22 protein-coding genes and 1 pseudogene are annotated in these 18,962 nt (G+C 74.9%); 7 read left to right on the top strand and 16 right to left on the bottom strand.

Annotation, left to right across the window (positions count from 1 at the left end; genetic code table 11):
- Together ACYVKY_RS14610 and ACYVKY_RS14605 are read left to right on the top strand one after the other, a co-directional pair.
- A pseudogene (locus tag ACYVKY_RS14610) lies at window positions 1-229 on the top strand (SAM-dependent methyltransferase); the annotation flags it as partial.
- Between the two features lie 48 nt (window positions 230-277).
- Window positions 278-835 carry a hypothetical protein gene (locus ACYVKY_RS14605; protein WP_460435721.1) on the top strand — a complete coding sequence of 186 codons (558 nt, stop codon included), beginning with the start codon at window positions 278-280 and terminating at the stop codon, window positions 833-835.
- 147 nt (window positions 836-982) lie between these two features.
- On the opposite strand, the gene ACYVKY_RS14600 is transcribed toward ACYVKY_RS14605, so the two are convergent.
- Both ACYVKY_RS14600 and ACYVKY_RS14595 read right to left on the bottom strand, forming a co-directional pair.
- Window positions 983-2,980 (bottom strand): PH domain-containing protein, encoded by a 1,998-nt coding sequence (locus ACYVKY_RS14600; protein ID WP_460435720.1) that lies wholly within the window; start codon window positions 2,978-2,980, stop codon window positions 983-985.
- On the bottom strand, window positions 2,977-3,468 hold the full coding sequence (locus ACYVKY_RS14595; RefSeq protein ID WP_460435719.1) for a PH domain-containing protein: 492 nt from the start codon (window positions 3,466-3,468) through the stop codon (window positions 2,977-2,979). The genes ACYVKY_RS14600 and ACYVKY_RS14595 overlap by 4 nt, the downstream gene beginning before the upstream one ends.
- A 71-nt stretch (window positions 3,469-3,539) precedes the next feature.
- Between ACYVKY_RS14595 and ACYVKY_RS14590 the strand changes: the two genes are divergently transcribed.
- Complete coding sequence (locus ACYVKY_RS14590) at window positions 3,540-3,962, top strand: cupin domain-containing protein (protein ID WP_460435718.1); 423 nt, start codon at window positions 3,540-3,542, stop codon at window positions 3,960-3,962.
- 39 nt (window positions 3,963-4,001) lie between these two features.
- A complete protein-coding gene (locus tag ACYVKY_RS14585) occupies window positions 4,002-5,189 on the top strand; it encodes an NADH-quinone oxidoreductase subunit D (protein ID WP_460435717.1) in 1,188 nt (395 codons plus the stop codon).
- Window positions 5,190-5,290: 101 nt separating this feature from the next.
- Here the strand turns inward: ACYVKY_RS14585 and ACYVKY_RS14580 are convergent, their stop codons facing one another.
- Window positions 5,291-6,118 carry a hypothetical protein gene (locus ACYVKY_RS14580; RefSeq protein WP_460435716.1) on the bottom strand — a complete coding sequence of 276 codons (828 nt, stop codon included), beginning with the start codon at window positions 6,116-6,118 and terminating at the stop codon, window positions 5,291-5,293.
- Window positions 6,119-6,242: 124 nt separating this feature from the next.
- On the opposite strand from ACYVKY_RS14580, the gene ACYVKY_RS14575 reads away from it, so the two are divergent.
- A complete protein-coding gene (locus ACYVKY_RS14575) occupies window positions 6,243-6,872 on the top strand; it encodes a DUF1684 domain-containing protein (protein ID WP_460435715.1) in 630 nt (209 codons plus the stop codon).
- Between the two features lie 24 nt (window positions 6,873-6,896).
- Here the strand turns inward: ACYVKY_RS14575 and ACYVKY_RS14570 are convergent, their stop codons facing one another.
- From ACYVKY_RS14570 to ACYVKY_RS14560, 3 genes are all read right to left on the bottom strand, one after another.
- On the bottom strand, window positions 6,897-7,877 hold the full coding sequence (locus ACYVKY_RS14570) for an ABC transporter substrate-binding protein (RefSeq protein WP_460435714.1): 981 nt from the start codon (window positions 7,875-7,877) through the stop codon (window positions 6,897-6,899).
- Window positions 7,878-8,005: 128 nt separating this feature from the next.
- Window positions 8,006-8,734, bottom strand: a complete 729-nt coding sequence (locus tag ACYVKY_RS14565) for an ABC transporter permease (RefSeq protein WP_460435713.1) — start codon at window positions 8,732-8,734, stop codon at window positions 8,006-8,008.
- Window positions 8,731-9,441: an ABC transporter permease gene (locus tag ACYVKY_RS14560; RefSeq protein WP_460435722.1), complete on the bottom strand. Its 711-nt coding sequence runs from the start codon at window positions 9,439-9,441 to the stop codon at window positions 8,731-8,733. The genes ACYVKY_RS14565 and ACYVKY_RS14560 overlap by 4 nt, the downstream gene beginning before the upstream one ends.
- Window positions 9,442-9,489: 48 nt before the next feature.
- Between ACYVKY_RS14560 and ACYVKY_RS14555 the strand changes: the two genes are divergently transcribed.
- Both ACYVKY_RS14555 and ACYVKY_RS14550 read left to right on the top strand, forming a co-directional pair.
- On the top strand, window positions 9,490-10,632 hold the full coding sequence (locus tag ACYVKY_RS14555) for an ABC transporter ATP-binding protein (protein ID WP_460435712.1): 1,143 nt from the start codon (window positions 9,490-9,492) through the stop codon (window positions 10,630-10,632).
- Complete coding sequence (locus ACYVKY_RS14550; RefSeq protein ID WP_460435711.1) at window positions 10,629-11,381, top strand: YdcF family protein; 753 nt, start codon at window positions 10,629-10,631, stop codon at window positions 11,379-11,381. Before ACYVKY_RS14555 ends, ACYVKY_RS14550 begins: the two co-directional genes overlap by 4 nt.
- A gap of 10 nt (window positions 11,382-11,391) precedes the next feature.
- Here ACYVKY_RS14550 and ACYVKY_RS14545 read toward each other — a convergent pair whose 3' ends face one another.
- The 10 genes from ACYVKY_RS14545 to ACYVKY_RS14500 form a co-directional block, all read right to left on the bottom strand.
- Window positions 11,392-11,517 carry a hypothetical protein gene (locus ACYVKY_RS14545; protein ID WP_460435710.1) on the bottom strand — a complete coding sequence of 42 codons (126 nt, stop codon included), beginning with the start codon at window positions 11,515-11,517 and terminating at the stop codon, window positions 11,392-11,394.
- Window positions 11,514-12,641 carry a glycosyltransferase family 2 protein gene (locus tag ACYVKY_RS14540; RefSeq protein ID WP_460435709.1) on the bottom strand — a complete coding sequence of 376 codons (1,128 nt, stop codon included), beginning with the start codon at window positions 12,639-12,641 and terminating at the stop codon, window positions 11,514-11,516. The genes ACYVKY_RS14545 and ACYVKY_RS14540 overlap by 4 nt, the downstream gene beginning before the upstream one ends.
- Window positions 12,638-13,099 carry a DUF3180 domain-containing protein gene (locus ACYVKY_RS14535; protein ID WP_460435708.1) on the bottom strand — a complete coding sequence of 154 codons (462 nt, stop codon included), beginning with the start codon at window positions 13,097-13,099 and terminating at the stop codon, window positions 12,638-12,640. The genes ACYVKY_RS14540 and ACYVKY_RS14535 overlap by 4 nt, the downstream gene beginning before the upstream one ends.
- On the bottom strand, window positions 13,096-13,632 hold the full coding sequence (gene folK / locus ACYVKY_RS14530) for a 2-amino-4-hydroxy-6-hydroxymethyldihydropteridine diphosphokinase (RefSeq protein ID WP_460435707.1): 537 nt from the start codon (window positions 13,630-13,632) through the stop codon (window positions 13,096-13,098). The genes ACYVKY_RS14535 and folK overlap by 4 nt, the downstream gene beginning before the upstream one ends.
- Window positions 13,629-14,015, bottom strand: a complete 387-nt coding sequence (gene folB, locus ACYVKY_RS14525) for a dihydroneopterin aldolase (RefSeq protein ID WP_460435706.1) — start codon at window positions 14,013-14,015, stop codon at window positions 13,629-13,631. The genes folK and folB overlap by 4 nt, the downstream gene beginning before the upstream one ends.
- Window positions 14,012-14,893 carry a dihydropteroate synthase gene (gene folP / locus ACYVKY_RS14520; RefSeq protein WP_460435705.1) on the bottom strand — a complete coding sequence of 294 codons (882 nt, stop codon included), beginning with the start codon at window positions 14,891-14,893 and terminating at the stop codon, window positions 14,012-14,014. The genes folB and folP overlap by 4 nt, the downstream gene beginning before the upstream one ends.
- A 2-nt stretch (window positions 14,894-14,895) precedes the next feature.
- The gene (gene folE, locus ACYVKY_RS14515; RefSeq protein WP_460435704.1) at window positions 14,896-15,498 is read right to left on the bottom strand and encodes a GTP cyclohydrolase I; all 603 of its coding nucleotides are present in this window, start codon (window positions 15,496-15,498) and stop codon (window positions 14,896-14,898) included.
- A gap of 7 nt (window positions 15,499-15,505) precedes the next feature.
- Window positions 15,506-17,539: an ATP-dependent metallopeptidase FtsH/Yme1/Tma family protein gene (gene ftsH, locus ACYVKY_RS14510; RefSeq protein ID WP_460435703.1), complete on the bottom strand. Its 2,034-nt coding sequence runs from the start codon at window positions 17,537-17,539 to the stop codon at window positions 15,506-15,508.
- 138 nt (window positions 17,540-17,677) lie between these two features.
- Window positions 17,678-18,232 (bottom strand): phosphoribosyltransferase, encoded by a 555-nt coding sequence (hpt, locus tag ACYVKY_RS14505; protein ID WP_460435702.1) that lies wholly within the window; start codon window positions 18,230-18,232, stop codon window positions 17,678-17,680.
- Window positions 18,233-18,268: 36 nt separating this feature from the next.
- Window positions 18,269-18,962 (bottom strand): ATP-binding protein (locus tag ACYVKY_RS14500; protein ID WP_460435701.1); only part of this gene is annotated, 694 nt, incomplete at its 5' end.

The raw sequence follows: 18,962 nt of genomic DNA, 5'->3' as shown, positions 1-18,962 counted from the left end.
CGCGGCGGTGCCGCCGTCGGTGGTGCTGCGCCAGCACGAGGCGCTCGCCCGCCTGGGCCTGGCACCGGCGCGACCCGACCCGGCGGACGCCGTCCGCCACCCGGCGCGGTACCTGGCGGCGCTCGCGCGCGCGTCCCGGGTGCACGAGCTGACCGACCCCGACGGGCTCGGCGGGTTCGGGTGGCTGCTGCACGCCCGGGGCGGCGCCGTGACGCACGCGCTGGCCTGAGCGCCGGCGGGTTGGACACCGGGCCGGGACGCGGTGCAGGGTGCTCGGGTGCGCCGCCACCCCCTCCTGCCGCGGCTCGCGGCGTCCGCGGGCGCCCTGACGGTGCTGCTGACCGCGACGGCCTGCGGCGGCGACGAGCCCACCTCCCCCACCACCGTGACGGTGACCTCGTCCGGCACGCCGAGCAGCGCGGCGTCGGCGTCCGCGGCCCCGAGCGAGACCGGGCCGACGTCCGACATGGCCGGGCGGGGGCACGACGTGGGCACGATCGCGAGCGCCGAGGTCGTCGGGGGCACCACCTGGCTGCGGCTCGACCGCTGGACCTACGCCGACTGGTCGGAGGACGAGGTGTCGGCCGAGGGCGTGCCGCTGGCACCGCTCACCGAGGACCCGTTCCGCAACCAGAACGACGAGAAGACCTACGCCGTGCCGGTCTCGCCGCGGGTCGTGGTGGCGAAGAACGCGTGCGCGGTCGGGGCCGACGGCACCCCGCGGATCGCCACCGAGGTGGGTTCGGTCGCCGACCTGCAGCCGTCCGACACGGTCTGGCTGCTCACCTACACCGACGGCGTGCTGACCCAGGCGGACACCACCGCCCGCTGCTGAACCCCCACCTCGGTCCGTTTCCTCAGTTCAGTGCCGGAAGTGACACCGAAGTGGCGGAACGACACGTGTGACACGCCAGGACGCCTCGTCCAGTGGGACGACAGGTCGGGGGATCAGCGGGACGGCGGGGCTCCTGGGTGCAGCACGTCACGTGCCGATCGTCGTGCCGTCACGGCTTCCCGGCGCGTCCCCCGGTTCAGCCTGCTCGAAGTCCTCGCTGAACCGACCGCGGGCGTACATGAGCGCGGCGGCGCGGGCAGCGACGGGCTGGATCCGCTGCGGCCACCCTGATGCCGCAACGTCCTGGTCACCGGTCCAGGTGCGATCCGCGCGCGCTTCTTCCAGGACGGCGCGAACGAGGTCGACCTGCTCGACCTCGTCCCCGGTCAGGGTCGGCCACGTCCGCCACCGTCCGTCGTCGTCGACGACGTGGAAGAACATCTCGATGCACTCCACGGTGCCGACACCCTGCAGTCCGTCGTCGTGGTCACTCAGTCCGTCGATCGCGTCCATCAGGAGGTTGCGCGCACGCTGGTCGACCAGACGAGCGCTCGGAGCGGCGTCGGGCGCCGCCGGCGTCGTGCTGCCGGGGTCGACCGGCTTGACGAGGTCGACGCCGGACGACGGCGCGACCTGCTCCATCCAGCGCTCCGGGCCGCTCGTCGCGCGGGCGCGGCGGGCGCGCTCGGCCTGCTCGTCGAGCAGGCGACCGGCGACGTCGGCCGCGAGGTGCTCGATCCGCGGCGCCACCGGGCCGGGGGTGCTGTGGGCGACCACCGTGGCGACGCCGAGGCGGCGCTGCACCGGGCCCTGCTCGAGCCCGAGGCTCTGGGTGCGCTCGTGCGGCACCAGCACCAGCGAGCGGCGCAGGCGGCCGGACCGCAGCACCAGGGCCCGTTCGGTGACCGCGACGCCGTGCCGGCGCCAGCCCACCGGGTCGAGCCAGCGGGACGTGCGCGGCGCGCAGGTGTAGCCGTCGGCGCGGCCCTGCTCGTCGGCCAGGCCCGTCAGGCCGTCCTCGAGCAGGCGGACGGGGTCGGGGTGGCCGAGGTCGGGCAGCACCACCGACAGCACGGTGAACGCCTCGCCGCGCGGGCCGACCGGCAGCAGCACCGTCTCCTTGTTCTGGCCGTCGGCGCCGACGCCGTAGCCCGCGACGTTCACCTCGACCTTCCACCAGTCGCGGCGACGCCACAGCAGCGGCTGCACCAGGCGGACGGCCTGCACGCGTCCGGGCGGCACGGTCTGCGCGCGGGTCTCGAGCAGCCCGTGGCGGAGCCGCAGGCCGTCCGGGGAGGCCGCCACGCGGAACCCGAAGCCGAGCGTGAACTGGCCCCAGTAGGCCGACAGCGTGCCGAGCACCGCCGGGATCGCGCCGAACAGCGCGGCGGGGTGCAGGGTCGAGGCGACCACCGCGGCGACCAGGAAGACGATGGCGCCGATCGTGCCGCCGGACAGCAGCAGCGACCCGACCAGGCGCGGCACGGGCACCTGCAGCAGCTCCTGCTCCGGCGCCTCGGGTGCCTCCTCCCCCTCGTAGCTCAGCCCTGCGGCCTGGGCGAGCAGGACGCCGCGCAGCCGCTGCGCCTCGGCGTCGCGCAGGTAGGCGAGCTTGACGTCCGAACCGGCGCCGCCCGCCACCTCGAGCTTGAGCTCGGACAGGCCGAAGACGCGGCCGAGCAGCGGCTGGACGACGTCGACCGCCTGCAGCCGGTCGAGGCGGGCCTGGCGCTGCTGGCGGAACAGCACGCCGGAGTGCAGCTGCAGCACGCCGTCGTCGACCCGGAACCGCGTCATCCGCCACGACAGGTACGCCCAGACCGACGCCGCGACCGCGAGCACGGCGAGGACGCCGAGGGTGATGAGCACCTCGGTGCGCGAGGGCACGCCGTTGCCGGCGAGCAGCTCGTCGCCGCGCTGCTGGCCCACGATCACCAGGGCGACCGCGACGACCTTCCAGCCCCTCAGCACCGGGGTCACCTTGTGCAGCCGGCGCCACCCGTCGCGGTCGGCGGGCGGCAGGTCGCCCGGGCGCAGCTCGGCGGTCGGGTCGGGAGCGGGCCCCGCGACGACCGGCCCCGTGGGCGGTGGCCCCGCTGGCGGTCCAGCGGGCGGCGGGTCGGGCGGCAGGGGCGGGACGGTCACAGGCCCGCCAGCCTCGCCTCGCCGCGCGAGGCGAGGCGGTCGCGCAGCCGCGCCGCCTCCTGCGGCGAGAGCCCGGGGATCGCCGCGTCGGTGCCGGGCGAGGCGGTGTGCAGCTGGACGCCCGCGAGGCCGAACGCGCGGTCGACCGGGCCGGCCTGGACGTCGACGTACTGCATCCGGCCGTAGGGCACCACGACCAGCGAGCGGAACAGGACGCCGTGCCGCACCAGCAGGTCGTCCTCGCGCTCGGCGTAGCCCCACGAGCGCACCTGCCGCGGCACCAGCAGCGCGAGCCACAGCCCGAGCAGCAGCCAGGCGCCGACCAGCAGCCACAGCCACCACCAGCCGACGAGGGCCGCCACGACCACCAGCGGCACCAGGACGACCAGCACGAAGATCCCGGTGCCGATGAGCCGGACCGTCGCGAGCTGCGGCGACACCGGCGTCCAGGTGATCGCCTCCGGCGAGAACGGGTCCGGGGTGCTCATGCTCCGATCCTGTCACGGGCGGTGCCCCGCGGACCGTGGTGCTCGGCGCGCGGGTCTGCCACCGTGGCGGCATGGCGCGCACGGTGCTCGTGGAGTCGGCGAGGCAGCGCATCGAGCAGGTCGACCGCACCGACGACCTGCTGGTGCTCGAGTCGACCTGGCAGCCGCGCGGCGGGCCGCCGCCCGCGCACTGGCACCCCCGGCAGGAGGAGCGGTTCGAGGTGCTCGAGGGCGAGCTCACCGTGGTGCTGGGTGCCTCGCCGCCGCGCGTGGTGCGCGCCGGCGAGCGGTTCGTGGTGCGGCCGCGCACCGTCCACCGGATGTGGAACGCCTCGGACGCCGTCACGCGCGCGTCCTGGGAGGTGACACCGGCGCAGCGCACCGCGGAGATGATGCGGGCGCGCGCCGAGGGCGCGGGTCTCCTGCAGGTGCCGGTGCTGCTGTGGCGCTTCCGGCACGAGTTCCGCATCGGCCCGGTGCTCGGCCGCCGCTGACCACCACCTGCCGGCGCCGGCGGGTGGCAGACTCGCCGCATGGCGTCCGGGGAGCAGGTGGTCGTCGGCCTCGGCGCCGGCAGCGCCGCCGTCGGCGACGGGCGCGACCTGCCGACGCAGGAGATGGTGCTCAACATCGGTCCCCAGCACCCGGCCACGCACGGGGTGCTGCGGCTGAGGCTCGTGCTCGACGGCGAGCGGATCGTCAGCGCCGAGCCCGTCGTCGGGTACATGCACCGCGGCGCCGAGAAGCTGTTCGAGGCGCGCGACTACCGCCAGATCATCGTGCTGGCGAACCGGCACGACTGGCTGTCGGCGTTCTCGAACGAGCTCGGCGTGGTGCTCGGCGTCGAGCACCTGCTCGGCATGGAGGTGCCCGAGCGCGCCACCTGGACGCGCACGCTGCTGGCCGAGCTGAACCGGGTGCTCAACCACCTGATGTTCCTCGGCTCCTACCCGCTCGAGCTCGGCGCGATCACGCCGGTCTTCTACGCGTTCACCGAGCGCGAGCAGCTGCAGGCGGTGATGGAGGAGCTCTCCGGCGGCCGCATGCACTACATGTTCAACCGGGTCGGCGGCCTCAAGGAGGACCTGCCGAACGGCTGGACCGCCCGCGTCCTCGAGGCGATCCTCGCCGTGCGCCAGGGGATGTCGCGGCTCGAGGCGATGCTGCTCGACAACGAGATCCTGCGCGCCCGCACCGTCGGCGTCGGCGTGCTCGACCCCTCGCTGGTGCACGCCTTCGGGGTGTCGGGACCGGTGGCCCGGGCGAGCGGTGTCGATCTCGACCTGCGCCGCGACGACCCCTACCTCGCCTACGGCGAGCTGTTCACCGACGGCGGCCCGGGGCGGGTCGTCACCCGGCAGGCCGGCGACTGCTTCGCCCGGCTGGAGTGCCTGGTCGAGCAGGTGCACGTCTCGCTCGACGTCGCCGAGGTCGCGCTCGACCGGCTGCGCTCGCTGCCGCAGGGGCCGGTGAACGTCCGGTTGCCGAAGGTGCTGCGGGTGCCGGAGGGCCACCGGTACACCTGGACCGAGAACCCGCTGGGGCTGAACGGCTACTACCTGGTCTCGCGCGGCGACAAGACCCCGTGGCGGCTGAAGCTGCGGTCGGCGTCGTTCAACAACGTGCAGGTGCTGTCGGAGCTGCTGCCCGGGTGCCTGGTGGCCGACATGGTCGCCGTCCTCGGCTCGACCTTCTTCGTCGTCGGCGACGTCGACAAGTAGCCCCTCCTCCCGGACGCCGAATCGCCGCGTTCCCGGGGGTCCGAGCGTGTCGGACGGCCGGGAACGCGGCGATTCGGGAGGAGCGGGTCGACCCGCCCGCGTCAGCGGCGGTGGCGGGCGCGGCGGCGCATGCCGGCGACGGGGGCCGGACGGTCGGGCAGGGCGTCGACCTCGGCGCCGAGCCGGGCCCGGCGGCCGCGGCCGCTGCGGGGCCGCGGGGCCTCGCCGAGGTCCCAGATGCGCTGCAGCTCGGCGGTGTCGACCGTCGGGTCGCCCTCGCCCTGGTCGTCGGTGGCGCCGGCCTGCGCGGCGTCGGCGGCGAAGGCCATCGCCCGCGCCGGGGCGGCCGCGCGCGCGGTGGCGGGCGCCATCATCACGTGGACGGGGGCGGGCGCCGGGGCGGGCGACACCGTGCGCTTCACCAGGTCGACGACCACGTCGGCCGCGGACGGCGCGGACGAGCGGTGCCGCGGCGTGCGCCGCACCAGGTCGACCGGCTCCGCGACAGGCTCGGGCGCAGCGGTCTGCGCGACCGTGCGCTCGACGGTGACGATCTCGGCGACGAAGGGCCGCACCTGGGCGGTCTCGTTCTCGGCGACGGCGATCTCGGCCAGCCGCTCGGCGACGACCCGCTCGGCCGCGGCCAGGGCGGCACCGGCGCGCTCGGCCGCGAGCTCGGCAGCGGCCCGGGCCACCTCGGCGCGGGTGGTGCACTCGGCGACCTGGCGCTGCAGGGCGGGGACGCGGCGACCGGCCAGGGCGGCGGGCACGGCGGCGACGAGGGCGCCGAGCAGGCCCAGGGCGGGACGGTCCGCCACCAGGCCGGCGACGGCCGCGGAGACGCCGGCGACGGCCCCGAGGGGCGCGCCGACCGACCAGTGCAACGCGCGCGGGGGCGCGACGGGGTGATCAGGCGTGGGGGAAGTCACCGGGGAAGGCTACGGTCGCGCCGCCCCGGGGCGTGGGAGGCACACCGTGTCGGTCGCACCGGCGCCGGCCGCGCCGCTGCCGGTCGCGCTGCGGGCGCCTCGGGCCGCTGGCAGGCTGGCGGGTGTGACCCGCTCCGACGCCGTCGACGCCCTGCAGGTGACCGACTTCCGGCGGCAGGTCGCCGCCGGCTACGCGGCCGTGCGCGCGTCGTCCGACCCGGCGACGGCGCACGGAGCCTGGGTGGCCGAGCACGTCGCGCGGCTGCGCGAGCACCCGGTGTCGCCGGTGCTGCCCGAGCACCGCGCGACCGAGGTGGCCGTCGCCCCCTACGACCCGGCGTTCCGCTTCGTCGTGCCGATCGAGCCGGCGCCGCCGGAGCGGATCGAGGTGCCGACGGGCACCGACGGCGTCGTGCCCTACGAGCGGGTGGGGCTGGTGCGGCTGGGTGACCTCGGCAGCCTGGACGTCTGGTGGCACGACGGGTACGGCGGCGGGCTCTTCGTGCCGTTCCGGGACACGACCTCCCGGGACGGCGGGTACGGCGGCGGGCGCTACCTGCTCGACACCACCAAGGGCGCCGACCTCGGCACCGACGCCGGCGGCTCGCGGCTGGTGGTCGACCTCAACTTCGCCTACCACCCCTCGTGCGCGTACGACCCGCGCTGGGCGTGCCCGCTGGCGCCGCCCGGCAACGTGCTCGACGCGGCCGTGCCCGTGGGCGAGCTGTACCGCGGTCCGTGGGCGCAGGGCTGACCCCGCGCCCACGGACCGGTGCGGTCAGCCGCCGATCAGGCCCTTGCCCTCGAGGTACTCGCGGGCGACGTCCTCGGCCTTCTGCCGCTCGCCGTCGACCTTGGCGTTGAGCTCGGCGAGGTCCTCGGTGGTGAGCTCGGCCGACAGCGCGTTCAGCGCCTCGGCGATCTCCGGGTCGGACGCGGACTCGGTGTTGACGATGGGCACCAGGTTGTCGGCCGCCTGGAGCTTCTTGTCGTCCTCGAGCAGCACCAGGCCGAGGGCCTCGAGCGTGCCGTCGGTGGTGCCGGTGAGGCCGAGCTGCGCGTCGCCGTCGACGACCTTCTGCTTGCCGGTGGCGGAGCCGAAGTCGTCGCCGGTGACGCCGGCGACCTGGATGCCGTAGGTCTCGGTGAGGCCGACGGCGCAGAACGGCCGCTCGAGGCACTCGTCGCCGGCGGCGATGGTGACCGGCTGGCCCAGCTCGGACAGGTCGCTCAGCGTCTCGAGGCCGTTCTCCTCGGCGAACGCCTGCGTCACGTAGAACCCGTTCGCGTCGATGGCGGGCGACGGGTCGAGGACGGTGAGGCCCTGCTCCTCGGCGAGGGGACGCATCGCGTCGACCGTCTCCTGCGCGTCGTTGGTCGAGATCGCCTCGGCGTCGGGGCCGTTCGCCTCGCGGTTCAGGTACTCGGCCATGGTGGCGGCGTACTCGGGGACGACGTCGACCTCGCCGCTGATCAGCGCCGGGGCGTAGATCTCGCGCTGGCCGACGGGCGTCACCTCGACGGTGTAGCCGGCGTCCTCGAGGACGAGCCGGTACATCTCCTCCATCACGCGCATCTCGGTGAAGTCGGCGCCGCCGACGGTGAGCTCGCCGGAGGCGCCGCCGCCGCCGTCGCCGGTGGAGGACGACCCGCCGTCGCCCTCCTCGAACGCGTCGCCGCCGCCGCAGGCGGTCAGGGCGAGCAGGGGCGCCGCGAGCAGCAGCGCCAGGCGCGCAGGGGTGCGCAGTCGTGCGGTCATGAGGTGGTTCCCTTCGCCTTCTGTGTCCCGCGGCGCCGTGGCCGCGCGTGTCCGACGGGCTCCCACCCGCTGCTCAGAGTGAACACGCGACCCCTGACAGGAGCATCCCGAGCAGGGTCACGATCCGGTTACACCCCGGGCGCCGCCGGGACCGGCGTGCCCACCACCGCGTCACCCGGGACGGCGGTGCGCCCGCGACGGCGTCTCGACCGCCGCTCCACCAGCTCGAACCCGCCCTCGACCAGCAGCGCGAGCACGGTGACGACCAGCGCGGCCCCGATCACCTGGCCCTGGTCGCTGTTGATGAACCCGCTGTTGATGACGCGCCCGAGCCCGCCGCCGCCGACGAGCCCGGTGACCGTGGCGGTCGCCACGACCTGCACGGCGGCGAGCCGGACCCCGGTGAGCACCAGCGGGAGCGCGAGCGGCAGCTCGACCCGGCGCAGCACCTGCCACCCGCTCATGCCCACGCCCCGGGCGGCGTCGACGACGTCGCGGTCGACCTCGCGGACGCCGACGTAGGTGTTGGTGAGCAGCGGCGGCAGGCTGAACAGCGCGAGAGCCAGCACGAACGAGAACGTGTTGGCGCCCAGCGGGTTCGGCAGCAGCACGAAGACGACGAGCAGCGCGTACGACGGCACGGCACGGGCGGCGTTGCCCGCGTTCACCGCGAGCACGCCGCCGCGCCCGATGTGGCCGAGCCACAGCGCGAGCGGCACCGCGACCAGCATCGCGGCGACGAGCGAGAGCACCGAGACGAGCACGTGCTCGCCGGTGCGCGCGACCAGGCCGCCGGCGCCGGACCACGACGCGGGGTCGGTCAGGTAGGCGATCGCGTCGCCGAGCGGGCCGTTCACGTCCGCACCCCCCGCGTCCACGGCGTCGAGAGCCGTTGCGCCCCGATGATGAGCAGGTCGGCCACGATCGCCAGCGCGACGCACAGCACGGCGGCGGTGAGCACCTCGGCCTTGAAGAACCCGGTGAGCCCGTTGCGGATCAGGTTCCCGAGCCCGCCGAACGGCCCCACGATGAAGCCGATCGTGGTGAGGGCGACGGTCGAGACCGTCGCCACCCGCAGGCCCGCGAAGAAGGCCGGCAGGGCGAGGGGCACCTGCACCCGCCAGAGCATGCGTCCGGACGAGAAGCCCATGCCGCGCGCGGCGTCCTCCACGTCGTCGGGCACGGCGTCGAGGCCGGCCACGATGTTGCGGACGAGGATCGTCAGCGAGTAGAGCACCAGGGCCGTGACCACCGTGGTGATCGACAGGCCGGTGAACCCGACGAGCAGCGACAGCAGCGCGAGCGAGGGGATGGTGTAGACCACGGTCGAGGCACCGAGCACGACCGACCGCAGCACCGGGTTGCGCCGCGCCAGCAGCGCCAGCGGGAACGCCAGCACCACCCCCAGCGCGACGCTCACCACGGTGATCAGCACGTGCTGGGTGAGGGCCTCGGCGAGCTCGGTCGAGCGCGTCGTCACGTAGTCGGGGCACACCCAGTCGTTGCGGACCAGGCAGTTGTCGGCAACTGTTGCCGCATGAACCCGGGGCTGGAGAAGACCCAGCAGGACCTCGCCGGACGCGATCACGCCACCGACCGTAGCGGCGAACCGATGATCCGTCTCGACGGCGTCGGCAAGAAGTACGCGGACGGCACGGTGGCCGTCCAGGAGCTGGACCTCGACGTGCAGCGCGGCGACCTGGTCTGCCTGGTCGGCCCGTCGGGCTGCGGCAAGTCGACCACGCTGCGGATGGTGAACCGGCTGATCGAGCCGTCGTCGGGGCGCATCTTCCTCGACGGCGACGACGTCACGACCGTCGACCCCGTGCAGCTGCGGCGCCGGATGGGCTACGTGATCCAGCAGATCGGCCTGTTCCCGCACCAGACCATCGAGACCAACGTCGCCACCGTCCCCGACCTGGTCGGGTGGGACAGGGGACGCAAGCAGCAGCGGGTCGCCGAGCTGCTCGACCTGGTCGGCCTCGACCCCGCGCGGTACGCGAAGCGGTACCCGCACGAGCTGTCCGGCGGCCAGCGCCAGCGCGTCGGCGTGGCGCGCGCCCTCGCGGCCGACCCGCCGGTGCTGCTGATGGACGAGCCCTTCGGCGCCGTCGACCCGATCGCGCGCGACCGGCTGCAGGCGCAGTTCCGCGAGATCCAGTCCGAGCTCGGCAAGACGGTGCTGCTGGTGACCCACGACATCGACGAGGCGGTGCGGCTGGCCGACAAGGTCGTCGTGCTCTCGCAGGGCGGCGTCCTCGAGCAGTACGCCGACCCGGCGACGGTGCTCGGCACACCGGCCAACGACTTCGTCGCCGACTTCGTCGGGGCCGACCGCGGGCTGCGGCGCCTGGCCGTCACGCCGGTCGAGACCCAGGACCTCGAGCACCCGCCGACCGTGCTGCTCACCGATCCGGTCGGCGAGGCGTGGGCGCTGCTGTCCGGCCAGGGCAACCGCGCCGCCGGCACCAACGCGCCGCCGTACGCGATCGTCCTCGACGACGAGGGCAACCTGCGCGGCTGGGTCGCCGCGCGGCACCTCACCGGTCGCCCCGAGACGTCGACGGTCGCGGACGTGGTGCGTCGCTTCGAGGAGACGATCCAGGTGGGATCGTCGCTGCGGGAAGGGCTCTCGGAGATCGTGCAGCACGACGCCGGGTGGATGCCCGTGCTCGAGGGCGACCGCTACGTCGGCGTGCTGACCCCTGCCGCCGTCCACACGGCGCTGCGCCGCACGGTGCCCGACGAGGAGTGAGCCCGCACGACGTCGACGACCTGCAGGTCGTCGCCGGCTACCTGGCGCGCCGCGACCCGGCGGCGCTCGACCCCGCCGGGCGCTGGGACGTACTGGTCCTGTGCGGCAGCGCGGTGCTCGCCTCGCTCGACGTCGCGGCCGACGCCGTGCACCGCGGTGCGGTCGGGTCCGTGCTCGTCACCGGGGGGATCGGGCACTCCACCCCGTACCTGCGGGCTGCGGTGCGCGCGTCGACCCGTCACGCGGACGTCGACCCGGACGGCCGGACGGAGGCCTCCGTGCTCGCCGAGCTGCTGCAACGCCACCACGACGTCCCGGCCGGGCTGGTGTCGACCGAGGAGGAGTCGACGAACTGCGGTGAGAACGCGGCGTTCTCGCTGCGCCTGCTGGTCGACCGCCCCGACACCCGGTCGGTGCTGCTCGTGCAGGACCCCACCATGCAGCGCCGCACGCACGCCTCGTTCGACCACCACCAGCGCGGCGCCGCCGACCCGCTCGCGGTCACCAGCCTGGCGCCGTTCGTACCGGTCGTGCGGGCGGACGGCGTGGGTCTCGCGGACGGCGGGACGGTGTGGGGGACGGACCGGTTCACCGAGCTGGCGCTCGGCGAGGTGCGGCGGCTGCGCGACGACGAGCGCGGCTACGGCCCGCGCGGGGCGGGGTTCCTGGGGCACGTCGACGTGCTCGCCGAGGTGCTCGCCGCGGCGGGCCGGCTGGCGGCCCGCCTGCCGCACCTGGCAGGTCGCTGACCCCTGCGGCTCAGGTGAACTTGTGGTCGAGCTCGCAGAGCCAGACCGTGCGCGTGTCGCCCCCCTCGGACGTCGAGAGCTGCTCGGTGCGCACGCCGGGACGCCCGCACTGGGGACAGGTGGGTGCTGTGCTCATGGCCCGACTGTGCCACTCCCGCTCCGCCCGGACCACCCTCGGCGCCGACCGCGCTGGGTGGCCGGGAGCGGTCGGGGAGCGCCGAGCGGGTCCCACGGGGCGTCGTCCCGGGCGGCCAGGCCCATCGCGAGGAGCAGTCGGTCGGGGCGGCGCGGCGCCGGCCCGAGCAGCTGCCCCGCCCGCACCACCGTCGCGACCAGGCCCTGGCCGGCCGCGCGCACCCGTCCGCCGGCCAGCGCCCTGGCCGTGCCGACGGCGGTGCGCGCGACGTCGCGGTGGTGCAGCGCCCGACACGCCCTCGCCGCGGCTCGGCGCTGCTGCGCGCTGTTGGCCGGGGACTCCCAGCTCTTGCGGCGCACCGCGTCCTGGAAGTAGAGCTTGTCGACCTCCCGGTGCGTGACGTTGCCACCGTGCTGGCGGTACCAGGCGACCTGGTGGTCGAGCGCCACGAACGGACCGTGGCGGCTCATCCGCAGGTACAGGTCCCAGTCCTGCTGCAGCCGCAGCGCGTCGTCGAACCCACCGACCCGCTCCACCACGGCCCTGCGGTGGAGCGCCACCGCCGCCGGCCAGATCGTGCCCGCGACCACCAGCGAGTCGAACGTGGTGTCGTCGGCGGCGGGGACGTCGACCAGGTCCCACCCGCGCACGCGACGTCGCGCACGCTGCAGGCGGGGGTGGGCGCCGCGGTGCACCACGGCGCCGGCCCGGTCGACGTACTCGGCCAGGCCGTAGGCGCCGACGGCGTCCGGTCGCTCCTCGAGCGCCGCCAGCAGGCGTTCCAGGGCGTCCGGCTCCCAGGTGTCGTCGCCGTCGAGGAAGGCGACCAGGTCGACCTCCCCCGGCAGGTGCCGCAGGCCCTCGTTGCGGGCGGCGCCGGACCCGCCGGCCGTCGCACGGCGCACGACCTCGATGCGCGGGTCGGCGAGCTCCTCGACCACCGCGACAGTCCGGTCGGTGCTCGCGTCGTCGACGACGACCGCGATCCAGCGCGTCTCGGTCTGGGCCTGCACGCTGCGCAGCGTGTCGACGACGAACTCCTCGACGTCGCGGACCGCGAGCACGACGGCGACGACGGGCGGCTCGGGCGGGCCCGGCGTCCTGCCGGACGGGTGCGCGCTCACCCGCGCTGCTGCTCGTCCTCGTCCGGCGGGCGGCGGCACCAGCGCTGCCCGACCAGCCCGGCCACGAGCACGAGGGTCGCGACGAGCACCGCGACCATCGCGAGCACGAACCGGTCGCGCCGGGGCTCGATCGTGAGGTCGCCGAGGGTCGCGGCGCCCTGGCCGGCGAACCAGCCGACGAGGATCGCGCCGCTCAGGCTCGCGGCCTTGGCGAGCACGGCCGCGCGGGCGGCGCGCAGCGGGTCGAGGCGGCGGCTGCGGTCGCCGCGGTTCCAGCGCCGCACGGGCCACGCGACCACGACGACCCCGGCCGCGATCGCGACCATGCCGGCGAGCGCCGACCAGGGCACGGGCAGCGGGCTGCCGCCGGAGGACTCGACCCAGCGGGCCACGACGAAGCCCAGCACCGCGGCGACACCGGCGCCGACGAGCAGGTGCCGCGGCTGCGTCCCCCTCACCACGCACCCCCCGCGGCGAGCACGACGTCGGGGCGCGGCCGCACGCCGTCGCGGTCGGCCGCACGGGCGGCGAGGTCGGCGACCCGACCGCCGTCCGGCCCGGGGAGCACCGCGTCCGGGTCGGCGAGCGACCACGGGACCAGCACGAAGGCGCGCTCGTGCGCGCGCGGGTGGGGCAGGGTCAGGCGTTCGTCGTCGTCGAGCGTCTCGCCGTAGGTGAGCACGTCGACGTCGAGCGTCCGCGGCCCCCAACGGATCTCGCGGACCCGGTCGTGGTCGGCCTCGACCTGCTGGCACCGGGCGAGCAGCTCGAGCGGCCCGAGCGTGGTCGACGCGAGCACCACCGCGTTCAGGTAGACCCCCTGCTCCGGACCACCGACGGGGTCGGTCTCGACGACCGGCGAGACCCGGTGCACCGTCAGCCCGTCGGTGGCGGCGAGGTCGGCGACGGCCCCGCGCAGGTGGGCGGCGGCGTCGCCCAGGTTCGACCCGAGCGCCAGCACCACGGGTACCTCGGGCAGCGGCCGGCTCATCGGTCGTCCCGCCGGCGGTGCACGCGCACGACGACGTCGCCGAACGCCACCTGCACCGGCGCCTGCGGCTTGTGCACCGCGACGTCGACCGCCCCGACGCCGGCCTGCGCGAGCGCCAGGTCGGCGACGCGCGACGCCAGCGTCTCGATCAGGTCGACCGGCTCGCCGGTGACGACCTCGTGCACCTGCTCGGCGAGGTCGCCGTAGTGCACGGTGTCGGCCAGGTCGTCGGTCGCGGCGGCGCGGCGCGAGTCGACGTGCAGCACGACGTCGACGACGAAGTCCTGGCCCTCCCGCTTCTCGAACTCGAAGACCCCGTGGAAACCCCTGGCGCGCAGGCCGATCAGCTCGATCCGATCGGGGAACCCCGGCACGGCGGTCACGACGCGCCCCCGGCGCGCCACGCCCGTGCCACCCGCACCGCGTCGAGCGAGGACGGGACGTCGTGCACGCGCACGCACCACGCGCCGGCCGCGGCGGCGAGCGCGCTGGTGGCCGCGGTCGCGGCGTCGCGCGCGGTCGGCACCGCGGGGACGCCGTCGGGGTCGGCGAGCAGGTGGCCGAGGAACCGCTTGCGCGAGGCGCCGACGAGCACGGGGTGGCCGAGCCCGACGACCTCCTCGAGCCCGCGCAGCACCTCCCAGTTCTGGTCGCCGCTCTTGGCGAAGCCGAGCCCGGGGTCGAGCACGAGGCGGTCCGGGGCGACGCCGACCTGCTGCAGCGCCTCGACGCGTCGTGCCAGCTCGTCGCGGACGCCACCCACGACGCCGTCCGGCCCGTCGTAGCGCGCCAGCGCGTCCATCTCGGTGCTGTGGCCGCGCCAGTGCATCGCGACGTAGGTGACCCCGGCGTCGGCCACCACGTGCGGCAGGTGGGGGTCGGCGAGCCCGCCGCTGACGTCGTTGACCACGCGGGCGCCGGCGGCCAGCGCCTCGCTCGCGACCTCGGCGCGCATCGTGTCGACGCTCACCACCGCGCCCGACGACGCGAGCTCGGTGACGACGGGCAGCACCCGGCGCAGCTCCTCCGACACGGGCACCCGCGACGCGCCCGGGCGGGTCGACTCGCCGCCGACGTCGAGCAGGTCGGCCCCCTGGGCGAGCAGGTCGAGTCCGTGGGCGATCGCGGCGTCCGGCTCGAACCACTCGCCGCCGTCGCTGAACGAGTCGGGGGTCACGTTGACCACGCCCATGACCAGGCAGCGGCCGCCCGCGCGCTCGGTGAGCGCTGCGGGGGTGACGGGCACCTCCACGTCGGTCACCGCTACCGGCCGAGGATCAGGCTGAGCGCCTCCGCCCGGGTGGCGGCCTCACGCATCTGGCCGCGCATCGCGGACGTGACGGTGCGCGACCCGGGCTTGCGGACGCCGCGCATCGACATGCACAGGTGCTCGCACTCGATCACGACGATGACGCCGCGCGGCTCGAGGATCTCCATGATCGCGTCGGCGACCTGCGAGGTGAGCCGCTCCTGCACCTGGGGCCGGCGGGCGAACACCTCGACCAGCCGGGCGAACTTCGACAGGCCGGCGATCTTGCCTGCGGGAGAGGGGATGTAGCCGACGTGCGCGACGCCGTGGAACGGCACGAGGTGGTGCTCGCAGGTCGAGTACACCTCGATGTCCTTGACCAGCACCATCTCGTCGTGGCCGAGGTCGAAGGTCGTCTTCAGCACGTCCTCGGCGCGCATCGACAGCCCCGCGAAGATCTCTGCGTACGCCCGCGCCACGCGCGCCGGCGTCTCGACCAGGCCGTCGCGGTCGGGGTCCTCCCCCACCGCGAGCAGGATCTCGCGCACGGCCGCCTCGATGCGGGGCAGGTCGACCGGGCCGGGGCCGACGTCCCCGGTGCCCTCGCGCTCGTCCACGGGCCGGTTACTCCCCGGCGCTCGGCGGGCGCGGGACGGTCTCGCCCGGCGTCCAGCCCGGCAGGTTCGGCTCGCCGGCCTCGGCGGCCTGGTCCTGCGGGGCGTGCTGGTCGAACGGCTTGCCGTTCAACGACTTGCGCTCCTTGGGGCTGATCACCGGCGGGATGTCGGACACGGCGCGGTTGTCGGCCGACAGCCAGACCGGCCGCAGGTCGCGCTTGACGACCGGCGAGAAGATCTCGGCGAGCTGGTCCTTGTTCAGGGTCTCCTGCTCGAGCAGCGCGACGACGAGGTCGTCGAGCACCTGCCGGTACTCGGTGAGCACCTCCCACGCCTCGTCGTGCGCGGCCTCGATGAGCTTGCGCACCTCCTCGTCGACGATCGACGCGACGCCCTCGGAGTAGTCGCGCTCGTGGCCCATGTCGCGACCGAGGAAGACCTCGCCGGAGCCGGAGCCGAGCTTGATCGCACCCACCCGCTCGCTCATGCCGAACTGCGTGACCATCTTGCGCGCCGTGGCCGTGGCCTTCTCGATGTCGTTCGAGGCGCCGGTGGTGGGGTCGTGGAAGACCAGCTCCTCCGCGACGCGACCGCCCATGGCGTAGGCGAGCTGGTCCAGCAGCTCGTTGCGGGTGGTGGAGTACTTGTCCTCCAGCGGCATCACCATCGTGTACCCGAGCGCGCGGCCGCGCGGGAGGATGGTCACCTTGGTGACCGGGTCGGTGTGCCGCATCGCCGCGGCCACCAGGGCGTGGCCGCCCTCGTGGTAGGCGGTGATCTTCTTCTCCTGCTCGTTCATCAGCCGGGTGCGCTTCTGCGGACCCGCGATGACGCGGTCGATCGCCTCGTCGAGCGCGGCGTCGTCGATGAGCTTGGCGTTGGTGCGCGCGGTGAGCAGGGCGGCCTCGTTCAGCACGTTGGCCAGGTCGGCGCCGGAGAAGCCCGGCGTGCGGCGGGCGACGGCCTCGAGGTCGACGTCGGCGGCGAGCGGCTTGCCCTTGCCGTGGACCCTGAGGATCTGCGCGCGGCCGGCCATGTCGGGCGGCTCGACGGCGATCTGGCGGTCGAAGCGGCCCGGACGCAGCAGCGCGGGGTCGAGGATGTCGGGGCGGTTGGTCGCCGCGATCAGGATGACGTTGGTCTTGACGTCGAACCCGTCCATCTCGACGAGCAGCTGGTTCAGCGTCTGCTCGCGCTCGTCGTGGCCGCCGCCCATGCCGGCGCCGCGGTGGCGTCCGACGGCGTCGATCTCGTCGACGAAGATGATCGCGGGCGCGTTCGCCTTGGCCTGCTCGAACAGGTCGCGGACGCGGGAGGCGCCGACGCCGACGAACATCTCGACGAAGTCGGACCCGGAGATCGTGTAGAACGGCACGCCCGCCTCGCCGGCGACCGCGCGGGCCAGCAGCGTCTTGCCGGTACCGGGCGAGCCGTAGAGCAGGACGCCCTTGGGGATCTTCGCGCCGACGGCCTGGAACTTCGCCGGCTCGGCCAGGAACTCCTTGATCTCGACGAGCTCCTCGACGGCCTCGTCGGCGCCGGCGACGTCGGCGAAGGTGACCTGCGGGGTGTCCTTGCTGACCAGCTTGGCCTTGGACTTGCCGAACTGCAGGACGCGGGAGCCGCCGCCCTGCATCTGGCTCATCATGAACCAGAACAGGCCGACCAGGAGCAGCACCGGCAGCAGCGTGATGGCCAGGGTGCCCCACCACGAGTCCTTCGGGACCTCGTCGGTGAACGGCTCCTTCAGGTCCGCCGAGGTGACGGCGTCGACGACGTCGACCCCGCGCGGCTGGACGTAGAAGAACTGGACCTGCCTGCCCTTGTCCTCGAAGTCCTCGCGCAGGACGAGGTCGACGCGCTGCTCGCGGTCGACGATCTTCGCCTCGGCCACCTTGCCCTCCTCGAGGAGGGTGAGGCCGTCGGCGGTGTCGATGCGCTGGAAGCCGCCGAGGGAGAAGATCTGCGTGCCGATGAGGAGCAGCAGCAGGGCCAGCACCACGATGAACGCGGGGCCGCGGAAGAAACGCCTGAAGTCCATGCCGGATCGTCGGGGGTGCCAGGCCCCCGTCCCTTCTGTCGGTCCTGACCTGCGAAAACGGTACACCTGGGGTTCGTGCCGGTGCCCGTCAGGAGCAACGCCCGGACGCCGGTCCCGGTTCCGACGGGGTGGGGGCGCTCAGCCGCCGTAGACGTGCGGCGCGAGCGTCCCGACGAAGGGGAGGTTGCGGTAGCGCTCGGCGTAGTCGAGGCCGTAGCCGACGACGAACTCGCTCGGGATGTCGAAGCCGACGTAGCGGGTGTCGACCTGGACCTTCGCGGCGTCGGGCTTGCGCAGCAGCGTGAGCACCTCGACCGAGGCCGGGCCGCGCGAGCCGAGGTTGGCGATCAGCCACGACAGCGTCAGGCCCGAGTCGATGATGTCCTCGACGATGAGCACGTGCCGGCCGGAGATGTCGGTGTCGAGGTCCTTGAGGATGCGCACCACGCCCGAGGACTTGGTGCCCGAGCCGTACGACGACACCGCCATCCAGTCCATCTGGACCGGCGAGTGCAGGGCGCGGGCGAAGTCGGCCATCACCATGACGGCGCCCTTGAGCACCCCGACGAGCAGGACGTCGCGGTCCGCGTAGTCGCGGTCGACCTCGGCGGCCATCTCGGCCAGCCGCTCGCTGATGCGCTCGGCGCTGATGAGGACCTCGGAGAGGTCGGTGCCCATGTCGTCGGCGTCCACCGGCGGGTGCTCCTCGCGAGTCGGGAAGGGGGTGCCTCAGCCGCGTCCGGGCGCTGGGACGAGCGACAGCATCCCAGACGCCCGCCGCACCCGGACACCGCCCGGCAGCGCGACCTCGCCCTGGCCCGTCCAGCGGACGAGCAGGGCGTCGACGGCGAGCACGTGGTCGCGGGTGAGCGCTCCGGCGGGGCAGCCGGCGCGCACCAGCAGCCGGCGCAGCGCGCGGCGGCGCACGGCGTCCGCCCCGTCGGCCAGTGCCCCGACCGGCACGCCGTCCGCGAGCGCGGGCAGCTCGTCGACCACCGCCTCCGCGAGCGCGTCGAGGGCCTCGGCGTCCTCGCGCAGCAGGTCGGCCGAGCGCGCCAGCGCCCGACCGACCCCGGGCCCGAGGCCCAGCTCCAGCGCGGGGAGCAGGTCGTGCCGCACCCGCGCCCGCGCCGTCGCGCGGTCGGTGTTGGCAGGGTCGTCCCAGGCGTCCAGGCCCTGGTCGGCGAGGGCCTGCCGGACGACCGCCCGGGCGACCCCGAGCAGGGGACGGCGGTACCGCCCGCGGACGGCGGGCATCCCGGCGAGCGACCGGGCCCCGGACCCGCGGGCCAGGCCGAGCAGCACCTGCTCGGCCTGGTCGTCGAGGGTGTGGCCGAGCACCTCCGCGGCGGCGACGAGCCGGTCGCCCGCGGCGTCCAGGGCGGCGTAGCGGGCCTCGCGCGCCGCCGCCTCGGGGCCGCCC

The organism is Angustibacter speluncae (genome assembly GCF_054777815.1).
This window is presented reverse-complemented; position numbering and strand designations above follow the sequence as displayed.

What these genes read in the sequence shown, in the direction of transcription:
- ACYVKY_RS14595 (WP_460435719.1), bottom strand. Translation starts at nt 3,468, where the DNA reads ATGAGCACCCCGGACCCGTTCTCGCCGGAGGCGATCACCTGGACGCCG.
- ACYVKY_RS14590 (WP_460435718.1), top strand. Translation starts at nt 3,540, where the DNA reads ATGGCGCGCACGGTGCTCGTGGAGTCGGCGAGGCAGCGCATCGAGCAG.
- ACYVKY_RS14585 (WP_460435717.1), top strand. Translation starts at nt 4,002, where the DNA reads ATGGCGTCCGGGGAGCAGGTGGTCGTCGGCCTCGGCGCCGGCAGCGCC.
- ACYVKY_RS14570 (WP_460435714.1), bottom strand. Translation starts at nt 7,877, where the DNA reads ATGACCGCACGACTGCGCACCCCTGCGCGCCTGGCGCTGCTGCTCGCG.
- ACYVKY_RS14555 (WP_460435712.1), top strand. Translation starts at nt 9,490, where the DNA reads ATGATCCGTCTCGACGGCGTCGGCAAGAAGTACGCGGACGGCACGGTG.
- ACYVKY_RS14545 (WP_460435710.1), bottom strand. Translation starts at nt 11,517, where the DNA reads ATGAGCACAGCACCCACCTGTCCCCAGTGCGGGCGTCCCGGCGTGCGC.
- folK (WP_460435707.1), bottom strand. Translation starts at nt 13,632, where the DNA reads ATGAGCCGGCCGCTGCCCGAGGTACCCGTGGTGCTGGCGCTCGGGTCG.
- ftsH (WP_460435703.1), bottom strand. Translation starts at nt 17,539, where the DNA reads ATGGACTTCAGGCGTTTCTTCCGCGGCCCCGCGTTCATCGTGGTGCTG.